Raw genomic sequence first — 17,776 nt, forward strand, 5'->3', positions numbered from 1 at the left:
GCAGCGCAATTAGCGCTGCCATTGTTTAATAACCGGCGCATAACCTTCGCGGAAATTAGAATACTGAAGTTGGTAATCACTGTTTTTTAAAGCGTTATTCAGGCAGCGTTTTGAGCCTCTGGGGTCAACGTCTTTATTAATAGTCTCCGGCGGTTCAATGCCGAGTTGCTGAGCCAGCCACTGGTAAACTTCGTACTGTTTAACCGGCTCATCGTCATTGACCAAATAAACAGGCTGGGGCTGACGGACTTTTGTCAGCAAATGCACAATAAAACCCGCGACATCGTCCTGATGTATTCGGTTGGTCCAGCTGTCGCGCAACTGGACATTTCCTTGGCTTAGCTGACGTAGTAAAAAATCACGCCCCTGGCCGTAGATGCCACTGCAACGAAGAATGGATGTTCTCCCCGGTAATGCATCAATAAGAGATTCAGCCTGCAATAATGCCTTGCCGGAATCTGAAGTAGGCTCCGTTACGCTGTTTTCATCAATCCATTCACCATTTCGCTGCGCATAAACTCCGGTGCTGGAAACGTAAATAATAAAAGGCTGATGAGTTTGTTGCGAGAGTACTTGCTGTAATTGACGGCAGGGCACCACATAACCCTGATGATAGCTATCCTCTGCCCCTTTTTTTGGGGTTAGGGTAATAACTACATTATCCCACTTTTGTTTAAACAGCTGATAAAGCTCTTGTTCGCTGTTTAAGTCCGCGGCAATTAAATCGACGCCCGGACGCACGGGTTTATTGCCGGGCGTTCTGCACACGCCGGTAATTTGGCTTTTTATTGCGCTAAGCCTTTGCGCAACGCGGTCTGCAATGTCACCGTAACCAAGTAAAAGCGTTTTCATGAAGACCTCCTGGCGTTAATCAAAATTAATGGTTGAAAAAAATAATACTACCGGCCAACAAACCATTATAAACCGTGACGCCCCAATAGAAACTCTGATTAAGGGGCTTAAAACAGATGATCACTGGTCTCAATTGACAGTATCATGGCAGAATTGCTTTTAATCGGTCTTATTACTGTGGCTTCCCATCGTCCGTTATTTAACCCATAATCCAATAATAGTTTATTTATTAACAGGTGTTCAATTATGTTGAAATCATGGGCAAACCCGCTTTTAGCGGTAAGTTTCGGTTTAACCTTACCATTTGCCGCCATGGCACAAAATGGTATTGATTACAAAGAACAAGAAAAATTACATGAAATAGCCGGCGCCATGCAGGCCGATCGGATTGAAAGCGACATTCAGACTTTGGTCGATTTCGGCACTCGGCATACGTTATCGGAAACCGAGTCAGATACCCGCGGCATTGGCGCGGCACGCCGCTGGATTTTCGCCGAGTTTGAACGTATTTCGGAAGCTTGTGGCGGTTGTCTGGAAGTGATGTATGTCAGCGATACCATCTCTGGTGAAACTCGAATACCTGATCCGGTTGAAGTCAAAAGTGTCATTGCTATCCAGCGGGGTAAAACGGACCCGAATCGTTACGTGATGATGTCGGGCGATATCGATTCGCGCGTCAGCGATGTTATGGACTACACCTCAGATGCGCCCGGTGCGAACGATAATGCCTCGGGTGTCGCCGGAGCACTCGAAGCCGCGCGGGTCTTAAGCCAGTATGAATTTGACGGTTCTATTGTTTATGCGGCGCTCGCCGGTGAAGAGCAAGGTTTGTTTGGCGGGAAAATTCTGGCCGAGAAAGCCAAAGAAGAAGGCTGGCACCTTACTGGCGTTCTTAATAATGACATGATTGGTAATATAGAAGGCATTAACGGTGTCATCAATAACAGCACTGCTCGCATTTTCGCTGAGGGCACCCGTATGAACGAATCGGATCGCGAAGCAACCATGCGTCGTTTTTATGGTGGCGAGGTGGACTCCCCCTCACGCAACTTAGCGCGTTACATTGATACCCTGGCTGATCGTTACATTAATAACTTAGATACCATGATTGTCTATCGTTTAGACCGTTTTGGTCGTGGTGGGCATCACCGACCTTTTAATGATTTAGGGTATGCCGGTATTCGCATTATGGAAACTAACGAAAACTATAATCGCCAACATCAGGATCTTCGTGTTGAGAATGGCATTGAATACGGCGATACCATTGATGGTGTCAATTTTGACTATGCAGCGAAACTGACAGCGTTGAACGCCGTTTCTATGGCAAATATGTCCTGGGCACCACGGCCTCCTGCCAAAGTGGAAATAGAAGGCGCGGTAAAACCGGATACAACCTTGCGCTGGACATCACAATTGGAAGATGAGGAGAACATTGCTGGCTACAAAATTTACTGGCGTTTAACCAGTGCCCCACAGTGGCAGTTTAGCCGCTACGTTGGTAACGTAAACGAGTACACACTGGAAAATGTGGTGATCGATAATTACATTTTTGGGGTAGCTAGTGTTAGTAATGATGGCTTTGAAAGCCCAGTTGTATTTCCGGGACCAGCGGGGACATTTTCTATTGAATAAAGAATTTTTTAAAGCGTTAACTGCGCCACTGAATTATGAAGGAGAAAATCGTAAAGTTGGTTTTGAACTGGAGTTTAGTGGCTTAACGTTGCGGCAGACTGTCGATATCCTGCAACGGGAATTGTCGGGTCAGGTAGTTTCTGTTTCCAAAGCAGAGCAAAAAATTGAGGTTGATGGTCTCGGTTCCTTTAACGTTGAAATTGACTGGGAGTACTTAAAACGAAAAGCAAAAGCTGAAGGCGGAGATAAGTCAGCCTGGGTGCGTGAATTAGGCACTCTTGCTGAGAGTTTAGTGCCGATTGAAATTGTCTGTCCGCCGCTTACGCTTAAACAGTGTGAGCACTTACTTCCGCTAATTAATGCCTTGCGGGAAGCCGGAGCAAAAGGCACCGAAGAATCCTGGATAGCAGCTTATGGTGTCCATATTAACCCCGAAGTGCCTTCATTAGATGCCAATGTATTATTGCGTTACCTGCAGGCGTTTTCTTTATTACAGTGGTGGCTGGTTGAGGCCCATGGTGTTGATACAACACGAAAATTGAGCCCTTACATCGATAAGTACCCCGAGGCTTATACCCGCATGCTGGTTACGCAGCATGAGGTCAGTCAGGGGCAACTCATTGATGACTATCTCAAATATAATGCGACCCGCAACCGCGCGTTAGATATGCTGCCTTTATTGAGCTTTTTAGATAAAGAAAAAGTCATGGCGGCAGTGCACGATAATAAAGTAAAGGCGCGTCCGACGTTTCATTATCGTCTGCCGAATTGCCTGCTTGAGCATCCTGACTGGCAATTAACTGAGCCCTGGAAGATTTGGTGGGTGGTTGATGCTCTGGCTAATGACCAGAAGGCGTTGGATTACTGGAAACAAGCATTTCTTGACGCCGAGCGTCCTTTAATTGGTGTTTCAGAAAAAGATTGGAAAGAAAGGCTGGAGCAATGGCTCAAAGACCGCGAGTGGTTGTGACCGGAGCTGCCAGGCGCTGGTCGCCGTCCTGGTGGTGTACCTGGCTCATTTTGACTTGTCTTGGTGCCAGACCCTTGCGTGCAAGTGTTAAACACCGTTGTCAGCAAGAAAATATTGACGCTGTGATTATTGGCGGCGGTGACGATATCAATCCTTCGCAGTATAACCAGCCGCCGGAGCCTGACGGCGAGTATGACCCTGCTCGCGATGAGCTGGAGGTTAACTGGATACGTTGGGCGCTGGAGAATAAAAAACCGTTGTTAGGCATTTGTCGGGGTTCACAATTGATTAATGTGGTGCTGGGTGGTGAGCTCGATCAAAATATTCGAAAGTTACGACAGCTAACCTATAACCGCCCGGGGTTATTACCGACCAAACAGGTGTTTATTGAGCCGAAAAGTAAGTTGGCGAAAATTTGTAAAAAGAAAAAACTCAGGGTGAACAGCCTTCACTCGCAAATTGTAAAACAAACGGGGGTTGGCATGCTTGCTGTAGGCTGGGACCTGGATGGTTTTTTACAAGCCTCCGAAGGCCAGAATAAGCAGGCTGTTATTGGTGTGCAATGGCATCCTGAATACTTATTTTACGTGCCCAGTCAGATTCGGATTTTTCGTTGGCTTATCAAACAATGATTGAATATTCCGATTATACCTACCTCAATTCATCCGTTTTTTTGATCCGTTTCATATTCCAAACTGTATAATTGTTTAATAACTTAGAATCAATTTTCTACAAAGCTTTCGGAGCGCTAAATGACCATCGCAAATCGTTTGTATGCAGGGTTTGCCTTTATTCTGCTATTACTTGCCATAACTACCATTGTTGGCACTTACCAAGTCGGTGAAATTGATAAAACTCTGACAAGAGTTAATGAAGTAGGCAGTGAAAAACAACGGTTTGCGATTAACTTTCGTGGCAGCGTTCATGACAGAGCTATTGCACTTCGCGATTTAGTGCTTGTTGAAAATGCCGGTGACCGACCACCATTACTTGAGTTAATTGCTGATTTAAAATCAGACTACAGAAAAGCCGGTAGTGGTATGGCTGATATTTTTTCTGACAATGAGCTGGTTGACAGTAAAGAACGTGACCTATTAAGTGACATTGAAAACATTCAAACTGAGGGTCTGGCGGCAGCCGATGAAACTGAACGTTTATTAAACGCCGGCCAACGCCAACAGGCACAGGAATACGTTCTGAATGAATTATCACCGGTGTACGCTGAATGGCTGAATCGCATTAATACCTTTATTAATTATCAGGAGCAAAATATTTCTGCTGGTACCGAAGGAGTGATGAGTCGTAGTGAAAACTTTGCCGCCTTAATGTGGTGGGTAACTGGCTTTGCTATTATTGGTGGAGTGCTTGTAGCTTGGCGAATAGTGGTTAAATTAACCCATACTATCGGTGGTGAGCCCGAAGAAGCGGCAGAAGTGTTACAGCGAATTGCTGATGGCGATTTAACGGTGTCTACTCATTCTCATTATGAACAAAGCATGATGGCTGACGTTAACCGAATGGTCCGGCAGCTTCGTAGTATTTTGCAAGAGGTTAATGAATCTGCAAATACTATCTTAGACTCATCGAGCGAGCTTTTCGAAACGGCTGACAGTAATCAGCAAGTAGTGGTTCAGCAGCAGGAACAAACCACTCAAGGCGCTACTGCTATTCATCAAATGGCGCAAACAGTTCGAGAAGTTGCGCAGCATACTGAACAGGCTGCACAATTGGCCGACAATACTGATAAAGAAACAGTGGGTGGCAGCAGTGAGGTAGAAGCAACGGTTCGATCGATTGAAGAATTAGCCAGCCAGGTTGAAGGTGCGTCAAAAGTTATTGGCCAGTTATCTGATAACACCGCAGAAATTCACAAAGTACTGGAGGTCATTGAGGGTATCGCGGACCAGACCAATTTGCTGGCATTAAATGCTGCCATTGAAGCCGCTCGTGCCGGCGACCATGGTCGTGGTTTCTCAGTGGTTGCCGATGAAGTGCGAGCGTTAGCAAACAGAACACAGGACTCTACCCGTAATATTCAAAGCTTAATTGAAACGATGCGTGTTAGTGCTAATGATGCGGTAACCGTTATGGAAAAAGGTAGAGAAAAAGCGAGCGAAAGTGTTGAGCAGGCCCGATCTGCAGGTGAGTCTCTGCACGCAGTAAATAGCTCTGTTGCAAAAATGAGTGATATGAATACGCAAATAGCGACCGCTGCGGAAGAGCAAACGGCGGTAGCGGAAGAAATTAATAAGAACTTCACCTCAATTACTGCAGCGGCCGAACAAACCGCAGCAGGCTCAGAACAAATTAGTGAAGCCAGCCGTGAGCTTAACGAGTTAGCAAAACGCTTAAATAATGGAATGAAGCGCTTTAAAATTACTTAAACCTCTTGATTAGAGCGGCTAAAACCCCTACCATAGCCGCCGTTCTGGAGAGGTGGCCGAGTGGCTGAAGGCGCACGCCTGGAAAGTGTGTATACGGCAACGTATCGAGGGTTCGAATCCCTCTCTCTCCGCCAGATACAAAAGAAACCGCCCCTGAGGCGGTTTTTTTGTGTCTGCAGATAGGGAGGACTTGATGAGACCCCTCCCGGTTCGACAAAACGGCAGGAAAGCCGTTTTGAACAGCGCTTTAGCGCTGCCCGAAGGGCGAGGGCCATGGAGGGCCCGAGTTAATCCCTCGATCGAAGCCAGATATAAAAAAACCGCCCTCGAGGCGGTTTTTTGCTTTTAAAGAGCCTGCGACTTACATCATACTTTGTAAGTAAAGCTCTTTGCCAAGACGATCCATTAAGCTTAATTGTATCTGTAACCAGTATGCATGGTCTTCCTCGGTATCTTTTAAAATACCGATCAGCATTTCCCGGGTGACATAATCATCAACTTCTTCGCAGTACTGAATCACTTCACGCAGTGTTCTTGCGTTGTTGTGCTCCAGTTCTAGGTCATTTTCCAGCATTTCCCGAACATCTGAAGCAATGGTGTGTGGTTCACGGCTATCCATCTTCGGTTTGCCTTCCAGAAATAAAATTCTGCGAATGAGTAAATCGGCATGGCCTCGCTCATCATTTATTTCATGGTTGATGCGCTCATACAGCTTCATTAAGCCCATGTCTTCGTATTGACGAGAGTGTGATGTGTATTGATCAATTGAGGTCAGTTCAAAAGCCAATAGGCGGTTGAGTTGCTCAACTACATTGTTATCTCTGCGCATCAATCATCTCCTTGAATTTTGGTTTGTAGATACACTTCGTTGCCCAAACGAGAAGTCAAATCAATTTGGGTTTCAAGCCAATCGAGATGCTCTTCCTGAGAGTCCAGAATGTCGCGCAGCGCGTTGCGGCTAACGTAGTCCTGGTACTTTTCACAGTCTTTAATGGCTTCGCGTATGGCGCTCACATCGTTAAACTGCACTTTATGATCCAGTTCCAGCATTTCTCTCGGGTCTTCACCGACATACAATTTGCCAAGTTCTTGTAAATTGGGAATACCTTCTAAAAATAAGATGCGCTCGATAATAACATCGGCATGTTTCATTTCATTGATGGAAGCTTTGTAAACAGACGCATTAAGATCTTCAAACCCCCAGTTACGATACATGCGGGCATGAAGAAAGTACTGATTAATGGCGGTTAGTTTGAGTGTCAGTATTTTATTCAGTTGCTGGATGACTTTGGCATCACCTTTCATAGCGGTATTACTCCTTAATTCATGACATATGAATTAAGTGTAGCATACAGCAACGGGAAGTTGTGTTTCTTTACCTGGCTGATGTGAGCGTTGTTCGAGGGCTTCATGTAAAATGTTTTTGGCGCAGCTTTTACAGCACCCGCATTGTGAAGCGACACCGTATTGCTGGCGTAAGTCACGCATAGAGTTGATCTCACCAGAAACTACGGCCTGATGAATAGCTTTATCATTGATACCTTTACAAAGACAAACATACATAGACTGTCACCTCATTTAATAATAACAGTCTATTTTAAATACGAACTATTTGCAATAGTATTTTACTGCGGTGCCATAAAACCTGTTTTTAACAGATACGCGGTATAAAGCAGGTATAAGAAAATGAGGATGCAGCCATGAACGCGGTTAATTTTTCCCTGACGAGCTTTGCGGATGCCAAAAGCCATAAGCAATATTGTTAATAAAGCCATAGCAACCCAGTCACGGCTTAATACCAGTGGTTCTAATGACACCGGTTCAATGGCACCGGCAATACCTACCACAGCCAAAGTATTGAACATGTTGGAGCCAATAACGTTGCCCAGCGCTAAATCGTGTTCATTTTTGCGGGTGGCGGCAATGGCCGACGCCAACTCGGGTAAAGAGGTCCCGATAGCAACCACCGTTAAGCCTATGACCAAATCGCTGACTCCCAGCGATACAGCAATATTGACGGCGCCCCAGACTAAAATACGGGAACTGACAATAAGCAGCAATAAACCAATAATAAGCCAGATGACAGCGGGCTTGATTGGTAATGGGTGAGCGTCAAGCTCTTCTGTGTATTCAGCCGCTAAGCTATCGTCACTGCTTTTCGATCCTAGCCACACTGACCAGCCCATATAGCCAAAAAATACAACCAGCAAAGCAACCGCTTCAACTCGGGTTACGTGATAGTCCCAAAGAAATAACGCGCTTAACAGGGTGATGGCTATAAGAACCGGCATTTCACGACGAATGACTACTGACTTGACGGCGATAGGAGCGAGCAGGGCGGTTATACCTAACACCAGCGCAATGTTGGTAATATTCGAACCATAAGCATTACCCAGTGCCAGAGCGGGGTTACCCTGCATAGAAGCCAACGCCGATACCACCATTTCTGGTGCGGAGGTACCAAAGCCAATAATGACCATACCGATAACCAGGGGCGCCATGCCCAGGTGTCTTGCTACTGCGGCAGCGCCTTCCACAAACCGGTCAGCACTCCAGACCAAAACGGCCAACCCTAAAATGACCGCAACAATCGATAACGTCATAACACCCTGTTTCCGTTTAGATGAAAAGCGGACAGTTTAACGCATGGTTTGCTTAATAGCATCAATACTTGTCGGGTCGCCTATAGTTGATGGTATCGCGACATCATCGCCCTGCAAGAGCTGACGTATAAGACGTCTGAGTATTTTTCCTGAACGCGTTTTCGGCAATCGGGGAACAATATGCAGAGTTTTCAGGCAGGCAATAGCACCAATTTCTGCGCGTATTGACTGTATAAGCTCCTGCTGGAGTTGTTCCTGGTTGATAGTGGCGGAATTTTTGAGAATAACAAAGCCAACCGGTAACTCTCCTTTCAGATCATCTGGCTGTGCGACAACGGCGCACTCGGCGACGTCTTTATGGGCTGCTAAAATTTCTTCCATCTCACCGGTGGACAGTCGATGGCCTGCAACGTTTATGACATCGTCCGTACGACCCATTATGAAGACATAGCCATCTTCATCGATATAGCCACCATCGCCACTACAGTAGTAACCCGGGAATGCGTTTAAGTAGCTGTTTTTAAGGCGTTGTTCATCTCCCCAAATTGCGGTCAGGCAACCGGGAGGTAAGGGTAAACGGACGCAAATAGCGCCTTCCTCTTTACTGTTTAAGCTTTTACCCATTGGGTCTAATACACTGATCTCGTAACCGGGAACCGGAAAGGTTGAAGACCCCGGTTTTACTGTAGCGGCTTTGACACCAACCGGGTTGGCGCACATCGGCCAGCCACTTTCAGTTTGCCACCAGTGGTCATAAACGGGTAAATCGGTAACTTCTGTTGTCCACTCATAAGTGGCTGGATCTAAGCGCTCACCGGCCATATAAATGCGTTTTAGCGAGCTTATATCGTAACGCTGAATCAATGCACCGTCCGGATCTTCTTTTTTAATTGCCCGGAAGGCGGTTGGTGCAGAGAAAACTGCGCTGACTTTATAGTCCTGAACTATGCGCCAAAATACGCCCGCATCGGGAGTGTTAACCGGTTTGCCCTCGTATAGCACAGTGCTGCAGCCGAAAATCAACGGCCCATAAACAATATAAGAGTGACCGACGACCCATCCTACATCGGAGGCCGTGAAGAAGACTTCTCCGGGCTGTAAGGCATAGACGTAGTTCATGGAAAAATTCAGGGCAACAGCATAACCACCGTGGTCACGAACAACCCCTTTTGGTTTACCGGTGGTGCCTGAGGTATAAAGAATGTAAAGAGGGTGGGTTGCCGGCAGGGGGACCGCTTCTACCGGCTTTGCCTTGGTTAGCGCGTACTCCCAATCTGTATCGCGGCCTTCCTGCATTTTTGCCCGGCACTGCTCACGCTGAAATACCAGGGTGCGAGGCTTGTGTTGTGCCTCTGCCAAAGCCTTGTCGACAATTGGTTTATAAGGTAAAACGTTAGCACCTTCAATACCACAAGAGGCGGTAACGATCAGTTTGGGCGCGGCGTCATCAATACGAACCGCTAGCTCATGTGCCGCAAAGCCGCCGAAAACCACTGAATGAATGACACCAATTCTTGCACAAGCCAACATGGCGATGGCTGCTTGCGGAATCATGGGAAGGTAGATAATAACCCGGTCACCTTTTTCGACACCTTGTTGCGTTAATACATCAGCAAAGCAAGCAACCTGGTGGTGCAATTGGTTAAAGGTGTAACTTGTTTTACTTTCGGTAACCGGAGAGTCGTAGTACAGAGCAACTTGTTCGCCGCGCCCTGCATTTATCTGAGCATCCAGAGCCAGATAGCTTATATTAATTTCGCCATCGGGGAACCAGTCCGCCATTCCGTTTTTTCTGACGTGTGCAGCTATTTTGGGCGGTTTGAACCAATCCAAATAACGTGCCTGATCGAGCCAGAAACCTTCAGGATCTTGCTGAGCTTCAGAGTAGACTTTCTTATAGGCTTGCATTGCACCACCTCAAATCCTTTTATGCAGAGCCTTTAAGCATATTCTTTTGGTTTGGATTTCCTATTCGACTTAGGTCTAAATTAACTGAATTTAAGTGATAGTTACCAAAACTTCCCGTTAAAAAGCTGAGCGGTAAAATACGCCGGTAATGACTGAAAACCCGGGGATTAATTAAAAAATCCATAGCGAGGCGTTTAACTTGTCATTGGTTTACGCAAACATCAGTCCGGCAGTTCGCACAGTGAAGCGTCGAATACCACTAAATGATCAAAGTCGATATCAATACCAATTTGTTCACCTGTGTTTAATGGTTGATGAGAAGGGCCAACGGCTAATACATGGCTGGTATCAGCGAGCTCTAACGTATAGAGATAATGCGAACCGCGAAAACCGCAACCGACAACAATAGCTTTCATAGAGCTTTCGTTATTAATCAGTACATCATCGGGACGCACTAAAAAGTTAACACTCATATCCGGTTTGCCGAGCAGTTGCTGATGCTCAATGATGCCGAATGCGCAGTGCAGTTTATGTTTTTTAATTTCTCCCTTAAGCAATACTCCGCGGCCGATAAAGTCTGCGACTAGCTGATGCATCGGTTGATGATAAAGCGCATAGGGTGTTTCCCATTGCAGTAACTGTCCCGAGTACATGACACCGGCTTTATCGGCCATGGCAAAGGCTTCTTGCTGATCGTGGGTGACCAGTAAAGCGGTAATCCCTTCCTCTTTAAGCAACCTTCTTACGTCATGGGTTAAGACTTCTCTTAGCTCGGCATCAAGGCTGGAGAAAGGCTCGTCCAGCAGCATGAGTTTGGGCTTAGGTGCTAAGGCTCTGGCCAGGGCAACGCGTTGTTGCTGGCCGCCGGATAACTCGTGAGGATAACGATTTTGGTACCCATTAAGGCCGATACGGCTTAACAGCTCTTGAATGCGCTCTTGCTGCTGCTTTTTAGGTAAGCGGTTAATACCAAAACGGATATTGTCGGCAACAGTTAAGTGAGGGAATAATGAGAAGTCCTGAAACATCATGCCAACTTGGCGCTGTTCGGTTGGTCGCTGTATTTCTTCGGAAGAGACCGTATTACCGTGTAACTGTATCTTGCCTTGTGAAACCGGGATAAAGCCGGCTATAGCGCGTAACAGAGTCGTTTTGCCGCAACCACTGGGGCCCAGTAAGCAGCCAATATCACCAGGCTCTAGTGATAAGCCCAGTCTGTCGACGATGAGATCACCGCAAAGCTGGATGCTGACTGTGTCGATGTTCAGTAATGTGCTCATTTACTCTCCTGTTTTAAGCGAGTTACTGCGTAACGCCCGCGATAACATAATAACCGGAATTAAACCGACAACGACAATCATCAGCGCGGGTGGGCCGGCATCAGCTAGTCTCTCATCAGATGCCATTTCAAATGCGCGTACAGCCAGAGTATTGAAGTCAAAAGGTCTTAAAACCAAAGTTGCCGGCAATTCTTTCATAACATCGACTAACACTAAAATAAGTGCAGCTAGTAATGGGCTGCGGAGCAAAGGTAAATGGATTCTCCACAAAATTCGCTTACCGCTGGCGCCCAGGGTGCGGGCACTGTCGTCCATTTGCGGTGTGATTTGTTCCAACCCTGCGTTTACCGTTTGCAGTGAGACCGAGAGGAAACGGACGCTGTACGCAAATAAAAGCGCAATAACGGTGCCGGAAAACAATAAGCCGGGGTTAAATTCAAACAACCATTCGCTGACATTGATAATTCGATTGTCGAGCCAGGCTAAAGGTGACAGCAGTCCGACAGCGATGACAATACCCGGAATGGCATAACCCATGCCAGCCAGGCTGATAGCTGCCCGCAATGGCCGGGTAGGATAGCGACGTCGACCATAAGCCAGCCATAGAGCCAGAGCAACAGTAATTATTGCGGCTAACAATCCTAACCAGAGCGTATTAAAGGTTAAAACCCAAAAAGCACTTTGCTGCCAGATATCTGATTTTTGAACAGACCACCAGAGCAGCTGTGCTGCGGGTATCGCAAAACCAAGAATAACAGGCAACCAACAAACCAGTGAGGCGACTGCAGCGCGCCAGCCTCGGAGAGGGCGCCGCTGTGGTGGCCGGGTGGCCGAACGTTGTTGATAAAAACGGGCTCGGTGTCGAGAGTAACGTTCAACCATAATCAATATGATGACGAATACCAGCAACAGCGCCGACAACTGCAGTGCGCCCTGAGCGTCACCAATGCCGTACCAGGTTCTGAATATTCCGGTGGTAAAAACGGTGACGCCAAAATATTCCATGGTGCCGTAGTCGGCCAATGTTTCCATTAAAGCCAGCGTGACGCCGGTTGCGATAGCCGGACGAGCCAATGGTAATGCGACTTTCCAGAAGCTTCTTAGTGATCCAGCTCCCAGCGTTTTTGCACTTTCAAAGGCGGTTGTTGACTGTTGCATGAAAGCGGCACGAGTGATGAGGTAAACATAAGGATAAAGAACAATGCAAAGAACGAAGATAGCGCCGCTGAGACTTCTAATTTGAGGAAACCAGTACTCGCCGATATTGACCGAAAATATATCTCTGATAAGTCCTTGTACTGGGCCTGCGTAATCAAGCAAGCCGGTGTAAGTATAAGCGGTGATATAAGCGGGCATTGCTAACGGAAGTAACAACCCCCAGCTTAACCAGTGCCATCCCGGAAAATCGTATTGGCTAATGCACCAGGCCGTGCTCACTCCTAATAAAGTAACACCAAAGCCAACGGCGAATAATAAGATCAACGAATGACCGATATACTCTGGTATAACGGTTTGCCATAAATGGTACAGGGTGTCCCATTGGGGATTTAATAACGACAAAGCTACCACAATAAGTGGTAGCCCTATCAACACCGCGACGGCAAACAGCAATAGCGTGCCACGGTTCATTTATGCATCTCCTGATACAAATTAACGCCAGCCGGCGCGGTTCATCAAGCGAACGGCGTCACCGTTATTTTCACCGAGAATATCCATAGCGATATCGTCCTGTTTGAAGTCGTCCCATTGTTGCAGAGTCTCGCTCCATTCAACACCCTCGCGAACCGGGTATTCATAATTGGCCTGAGCGTACCATTTTTGAGACTCTTCAGAGACCAGAAATTGAATCAGCTTTTGAGCCTGGTCAACATTTTGGGCGTGTTTGGTAATCCCAATACCAGAAACATTCACGTGAGCCCCTTGCTTATCCTGAGCTGGCCAGAATATTTTAACTTTCTCTGCCGCTTCACGTTGTTCGGCGTCATCTGAGTTCAGCATGTGGCCAAAGTAATAGGTGTTAGCCACCGCGATATCGCAAACACCATAGGCGACACCTTTAATTTGGTCGCGGTCTCCACCAACTGGTTCGCGAGCAAAGTTAGCAACAAATTGTTCTGCCCATGCTTCAGTTTTTTCTGCGCCGTGATGTTCAATCAGTGCCGCAACCAATGACTGGTTATAGAGGTTATTTGATGAACGAATGCAAATACGATCATTCCATTTGTCATCGGCCAGGCTCAAGTAGGACTCTAACTCATCCGGGTTAACACGTTCTGGCGAGTAAAAAATTGGACGAGCACGCAGGCTCAAGCCGAACCAAAGGTTATCCGATGAACGGAAATGAGACGGAACCGCCGAGTTAATGACATCCGAATCTAGCGGTTGAAAAGCGTTTGCTTCAACCGCGCGATGCAGAGCTCCGGCATCAACCGTCAAAAATAAATCGGCGGGTGTATTTTTACCTTCTGAATTTAGGCGGGCAAGCAGTGCATCCGCTTTACCGGTCAATAAATTCACTTCAATACCGGTTTGTTCGGTAAACTTTTCTAAAACCGGTTTAATCAGGGCTTCTTTTCGCGCTGAGTAAATATTCACTTCAGCGGCGGCGCTAGTGAGGGACACCAGTGTCGCAGAAGTCGCGGCAAGTATTGCGAGTAATGAAGTAAACTGACGCATTTGAAATGACTCCTTAACGAACTCTATATGGTTGAAACGAAGTGATTATATCAAAAAGACTGAATAATGATAGCTATTCTCATTTAAAAATAGTCATCTAAATTCGGTAGTTGAGGGTAGTCAAGGTATTCGCTTCTGCTATTCTACAAAAGACTTATTTTCAGCGGAGAACTTATGTCTGAACTATCGTTGCTTGCCCTGATAGGTGTGCTGTCCATTTGTTGTCAGTGGTTAGCCTGGCGCATTAAGCTGCCGGCAATATTACCCTTGTTAATCTGCGGCTTATTATTGGGACCTACTTTTGGTTTATTAGACCCGGATGCGTTATTTGAAGACTTGCTTTTTCCTTTTGTGTCTCTGGCAGTTGCTGTCATTCTGTTTGAAGGCAGCCTTACGCTGAAGTTTGAAGAAATTCGCGGGCATGGCCGTATGGTAACCAATTTGGTCAGTATTGGCATGTTGGTAACCTTCTTCGTTATTGCTGTTTTAACCCATTTTATTATGGGCTATGGCTGGGAGATTTCAGCGCTGTTTGGTGCGCTAGTTGTGGTAACCGGGCCAACGGTTATTCAGCCGATGATACGCTCTATTAGACCCATCAATAAACTGGCAAACATTTTACGCTGGGAAGGGATTATCATCGATCCGCTCGGTGCTTTATTAGCGGTTTTGGTGTACGAATTTATTATTGCCAGTCAGGACGTTGCTTTTCTTTACGCACTGCAGGCGTTTGCGACAACCATTGCTCTTGGGTTCGCACTAGGCTGGGGAGCCGCGCGTTTATTGGGACTTGCTTTGGGCCGAGGCTGGTTTCCGCATTACTTGCAGAATGTTGCTACCTTAACCATTGTGCTTGGCGTTTTCGCTCTGTCGAACGCCATTCAGCATGAATCCGGCTTATTAACCGTTACCGTTATGGGTATGGTGATGGGCAACACGCGCAACCTGAATATGGAAGAAATACTAGAGTTTAAAGAAACGCTGAGTGTGTTATTAATTTCCGCTCTTTTCATCATTTTGGCCGCCCGGCTTGATTTCGCTGAGTTTGATGCACTGGGGATCCCTGCGGTTATTTTGATTGCATCCATTTTGTTTGCGGTGCGCCCTCTAGCGGTATGGCTGTCGGCAATAGGAACCGGGTTAAGGGTTAAGGACAAAGTATTATTGTCCTGGATAGCCCCCCGCGGTATTGTCGCGGCAGCGGTTTCAGCACTGTTTGCATTAAAAATGGAAGAATCAGGCTGGACCCAGGCTTCAGCGGTTGTTCCCTTGGTTTTCCTGGTAATAATGACGACAGTTGTGCTGCAAAGTTTAACGGCGAAGCCGCTGGCACGGCTGTTAGGGTTGCTGGAACCATCCGCAAATGGCTTTTTGATTTTTGGCGCTAATCAGATGGCAAGGGCTGTCGCTAAAAACATAAAGGAAAGAGGCATTCCTGTTCGCCTGGCTGATACCAACTGGGAGAATATCAAGTTAGCGAGAATGGATAACTTACCGGTGTATTTTGGTAATCCAGCATCGGAACATGCCGCCAATAACATTGATTTAGCGGGGCTTGGTCGGCTGCTGGTGATGTCCCCTTATAAGCAGTTGAATCCTTTAGTATCTATGTATTATCAGGATTGGTTTGGTTCCCGAAAAGTCCATGGTTTGAACGGCGGCGAACAAGATTATAGAGCCAGTCATCAGTTGACCGAAAGTTATCGCAAAACATTAAATCTTTTTGGCGAAAGTGTGACTTATTCCAAGCTTGCCAGTTTGCATTTTAAAGGCGCTAAGATTAAATCAACACCAATTACAGACAGTTTTAGTTTTGCTGACTATCAGCAAAAATATGGAACTCGGGCTTTGCCGATGTTTGCATTAGACGATGCTGAAAAACTTCATATTTTTACAACGGAAAGAGAACTTAAACCACAGTCCGGGTGGACTGTCATCGCTATGATTTCAGCGGAGTCTGAGGAAAATGAGAGCGAACCGGGCAACGCAACATAAAAAGGTTGATTTCATCGGCTGGCCGCAATGTAACTGAGGAAGCCGGCGTGCTCCTTTGTGGGCCGGTGAATAGCCGGAATGTCCGGACTGTGGATACGTCTTAGAAGATTGAAATAAGGCTGGGCATTAGCCTGGGAGTGAGTCAGAAAGTGGCGCGCTAAAAACGCCACTCTGCGCTTAACTGAACACCAACTTCACCATCATAACTACTGCCATCAAGGTATTGCAGAGAAAGCGTTATGAGTCCCGAAAAAGCCGGTTCTGTGCGTCGCAGCAGCGCTCTGGACAAAGTGTCATCGTTTTTCTCTTTGCTGCGACTGAGCAAAGCGATCCAGGCCGAACCATCCGCAGAAAACTGCCGGTAACTGGCTGACAAGGTTTCACTCTTGCGGGGAAAAGGCGAGCCGGGATTACGCTGATGGTTCAGGAAGTATTGCCGTTGATTGTCATCAAGAGCATAAAAGTCATGTTCCTCTCCACCGTCCAGCTGGCTGTACTCGACAGTAATGCTATGGCGGTGTTGTTCAGAGCCGATCATCCATTGCGCGCCTAGAGTATATGCCGGCTTGTCATCGGTTTCCAGTTTCCGGTCAATACCCAGTTCCGCGTAGGCTGAAAACTGATGCGCACCCCAGTCAAAACCGGTGCGTGCATCAGCAGTCAACATGCGGTTATCCGGGCGATTGTCGGCCGTTTGTTCTATAGCACTGACACCAAACCATAGGTGCAGAAAGAGCTGACTGGAAAAACGAATACCGTTAACGCGATTATAATTGCTGTAGCCGTCATCCTGATAAGCACTAAATAGGCTAATTTTAAAAGGGTTCATACCGGCCGGAGGATAATCCGGTGCGTAGTCAATACGAATTTTGGGCATAGGGCGGGCGTTATTGGAAAATAGCAAACTGCTGTGTTCTGCCGGCCCCCAGCGCAGCGGAAGTGAGTCCAGGCTGAAACTCCAGTCATTAAGGTTATAAGCTAAGTAACTGCCATCCAGTGTTTTATTAGGTTCCCCTTCAAAAGGATCCTGACGGTAATTTACCTGAACTTTTGCCGCCCAATTGGTGCCATGCATAGTCCGGCTTAAGCTAATTTTTCCTTCTTCGTAGGTAGCGTCCCCATAGTCCTGAACAACTTGTTCGCTATCTGTAGCTCCTATATACCAACGGGTCTGCGGGCCGCTTTGAGCTTGTGACAACTGGTGGCGTACGTGACGCAAAGCTAACTGCTGGGTTGCTGTCAGCTCTTTTAGTTCAAGGGCATCTAATTCAGGTAGTAAGCTTTTCCAGGTAATAGGAAACTGCTGGATAGGTGCTTTAATCAGTCCTGACTCAGCTAAAACAATCAGACTATTCCGTAATTCTACGTTCGTCGATTCTATCCATACGGAACTGATCGCAGAAGGGGCTGACATTAAGCTGAGACCGCCGACAATAATTGTGTTGCGAAAAAATGAGATGACTGACATGAAACGTA

At 46.8% G+C, this 17,776-nt stretch carries 15 protein-coding genes and 1 tRNA gene; 6 read left to right on the forward strand and 10 right to left on the reverse strand.

Features of this window, described 5'->3' with window-relative positions:
* Nucleotides 1-9 precede the first annotated feature (9 nt).
* Entirely contained in the window at nucleotides 10-852 is an 843-nt protein-coding gene (locus L8G48_RS00595) for an SDR family oxidoreductase (protein WP_248262680.1), read from the reverse strand.
* 246 nt (nucleotides 853-1,098) lie between these two features.
* Here L8G48_RS00595 and L8G48_RS00600 point away from each other — a divergent pair, with 246 nt between their 5' ends.
* The 5 genes from L8G48_RS00600 (at nucleotide 1,099) to L8G48_RS00620 (ending at nucleotide 5,972) form a co-directional block, all read left to right on the forward strand.
* Nucleotides 1,099-2,484, forward strand: a complete 1,386-nt coding sequence (locus L8G48_RS00600) for a M28 family metallopeptidase (protein ID WP_248262681.1) — start codon at nucleotides 1,099-1,101, stop codon at nucleotides 2,482-2,484.
* Complete coding sequence (locus L8G48_RS00605) at nucleotides 2,477-3,454, forward strand: amidoligase family protein (protein ID WP_248262682.1); 978 nt, start codon at nucleotides 2,477-2,479, stop codon at nucleotides 3,452-3,454. The genes L8G48_RS00600 and L8G48_RS00605 overlap by 8 nt, the downstream gene beginning before the upstream one ends.
* On the forward strand, nucleotides 3,427-4,086 hold the full coding sequence (locus tag L8G48_RS00610) for a gamma-glutamyl-gamma-aminobutyrate hydrolase family protein (protein WP_248262683.1): 660 nt from the start codon (nucleotides 3,427-3,429) through the stop codon (nucleotides 4,084-4,086). Before L8G48_RS00605 ends, L8G48_RS00610 begins: the two co-directional genes overlap by 28 nt.
* Nucleotides 4,087-4,206: 120 nt before the next feature.
* Entirely contained in the window at nucleotides 4,207-5,838 is a 1,632-nt protein-coding gene (locus L8G48_RS00615; RefSeq protein ID WP_248262684.1) for a methyl-accepting chemotaxis protein, read from the forward strand.
* 46 nt (nucleotides 5,839-5,884) lie between these two features.
* Nucleotides 5,885-5,972, forward strand: a tRNA-Ser gene (locus tag L8G48_RS00620).
* 227 nt (nucleotides 5,973-6,199) lie between these two features.
* Here L8G48_RS00620 and bfr (L8G48_RS00625) read toward each other — a convergent pair.
* From bfr (L8G48_RS00625) to L8G48_RS00660, 8 genes are all read right to left on the reverse strand, one after another.
* The gene (gene bfr / locus L8G48_RS00625; protein ID WP_248262685.1) at nucleotides 6,200-6,667 is read right to left on the reverse strand and encodes a bacterioferritin; all 468 of its coding nucleotides are present in this window, start codon (nucleotides 6,665-6,667) and stop codon (nucleotides 6,200-6,202) included.
* Nucleotides 6,667-7,143, reverse strand: a complete 477-nt coding sequence (gene bfr / locus L8G48_RS00630) for a bacterioferritin (RefSeq protein ID WP_248262686.1) — start codon at nucleotides 7,141-7,143, stop codon at nucleotides 6,667-6,669. The genes bfr (L8G48_RS00625) and bfr (L8G48_RS00630) overlap by 1 nt, the downstream gene beginning before the upstream one ends.
* A 33-nt stretch (nucleotides 7,144-7,176) precedes the next feature.
* Nucleotides 7,177-7,401 (reverse strand): bacterioferritin-associated ferredoxin, encoded by a 225-nt coding sequence (locus L8G48_RS00635; protein ID WP_248262687.1) that lies wholly within the window; start codon nucleotides 7,399-7,401, stop codon nucleotides 7,177-7,179.
* 62 nt (nucleotides 7,402-7,463) lie between these two features.
* The gene (locus L8G48_RS00640; protein WP_248262688.1) at nucleotides 7,464-8,441 is read right to left on the reverse strand and encodes a calcium/sodium antiporter; all 978 of its coding nucleotides are present in this window, start codon (nucleotides 8,439-8,441) and stop codon (nucleotides 7,464-7,466) included.
* 36 nt (nucleotides 8,442-8,477) lie between these two features.
* Entirely contained in the window at nucleotides 8,478-10,349 is a 1,872-nt protein-coding gene (locus tag L8G48_RS00645) for an acetate--CoA ligase (protein ID WP_248262689.1), read from the reverse strand.
* Nucleotides 10,350-10,570: 221 nt separating this feature from the next.
* Entirely contained in the window at nucleotides 10,571-11,629 is a 1,059-nt protein-coding gene (locus tag L8G48_RS00650) for an ABC transporter ATP-binding protein (protein ID WP_248262690.1), read from the reverse strand.
* Entirely contained in the window at nucleotides 11,630-13,258 is a 1,629-nt protein-coding gene (locus L8G48_RS00655) for an ABC transporter permease (RefSeq protein ID WP_248262691.1), read from the reverse strand.
* Between the two features lie 21 nt (nucleotides 13,259-13,279).
* Nucleotides 13,280-14,305 carry a Fe(3+) ABC transporter substrate-binding protein gene (locus tag L8G48_RS00660; RefSeq protein WP_248262692.1) on the reverse strand — a complete coding sequence of 342 codons (1,026 nt, stop codon included), beginning with the start codon at nucleotides 14,303-14,305 and terminating at the stop codon, nucleotides 13,280-13,282.
* A gap of 174 nt (nucleotides 14,306-14,479) precedes the next feature.
* Between L8G48_RS00660 and L8G48_RS00665 the strand changes: the two genes are divergently transcribed.
* The gene (locus L8G48_RS00665; RefSeq protein WP_248262693.1) at nucleotides 14,480-16,300 is read left to right on the forward strand and encodes a cation:proton antiporter; all 1,821 of its coding nucleotides are present in this window, start codon (nucleotides 14,480-14,482) and stop codon (nucleotides 16,298-16,300) included.
* Nucleotides 16,301-16,457: 157 nt separating this feature from the next.
* Here the strand turns inward: L8G48_RS00665 and L8G48_RS00670 are convergent, their stop codons facing one another.
* Nucleotides 16,458-17,768 carry a capsule assembly Wzi family protein gene (locus L8G48_RS00670; protein WP_248262694.1) on the reverse strand — a complete coding sequence of 437 codons (1,311 nt, stop codon included), beginning with the start codon at nucleotides 17,766-17,768 and terminating at the stop codon, nucleotides 16,458-16,460.
* Nucleotides 17,769-17,776: the final 8 nt, after the last annotated feature.

Origin of the sequence: Idiomarina aminovorans (genome assembly GCF_023155095.1) — a bacterium.
Lineage (GTDB): Bacteria > Pseudomonadota > Gammaproteobacteria > Enterobacterales > Alteromonadaceae > Idiomarina > Idiomarina aminovorans.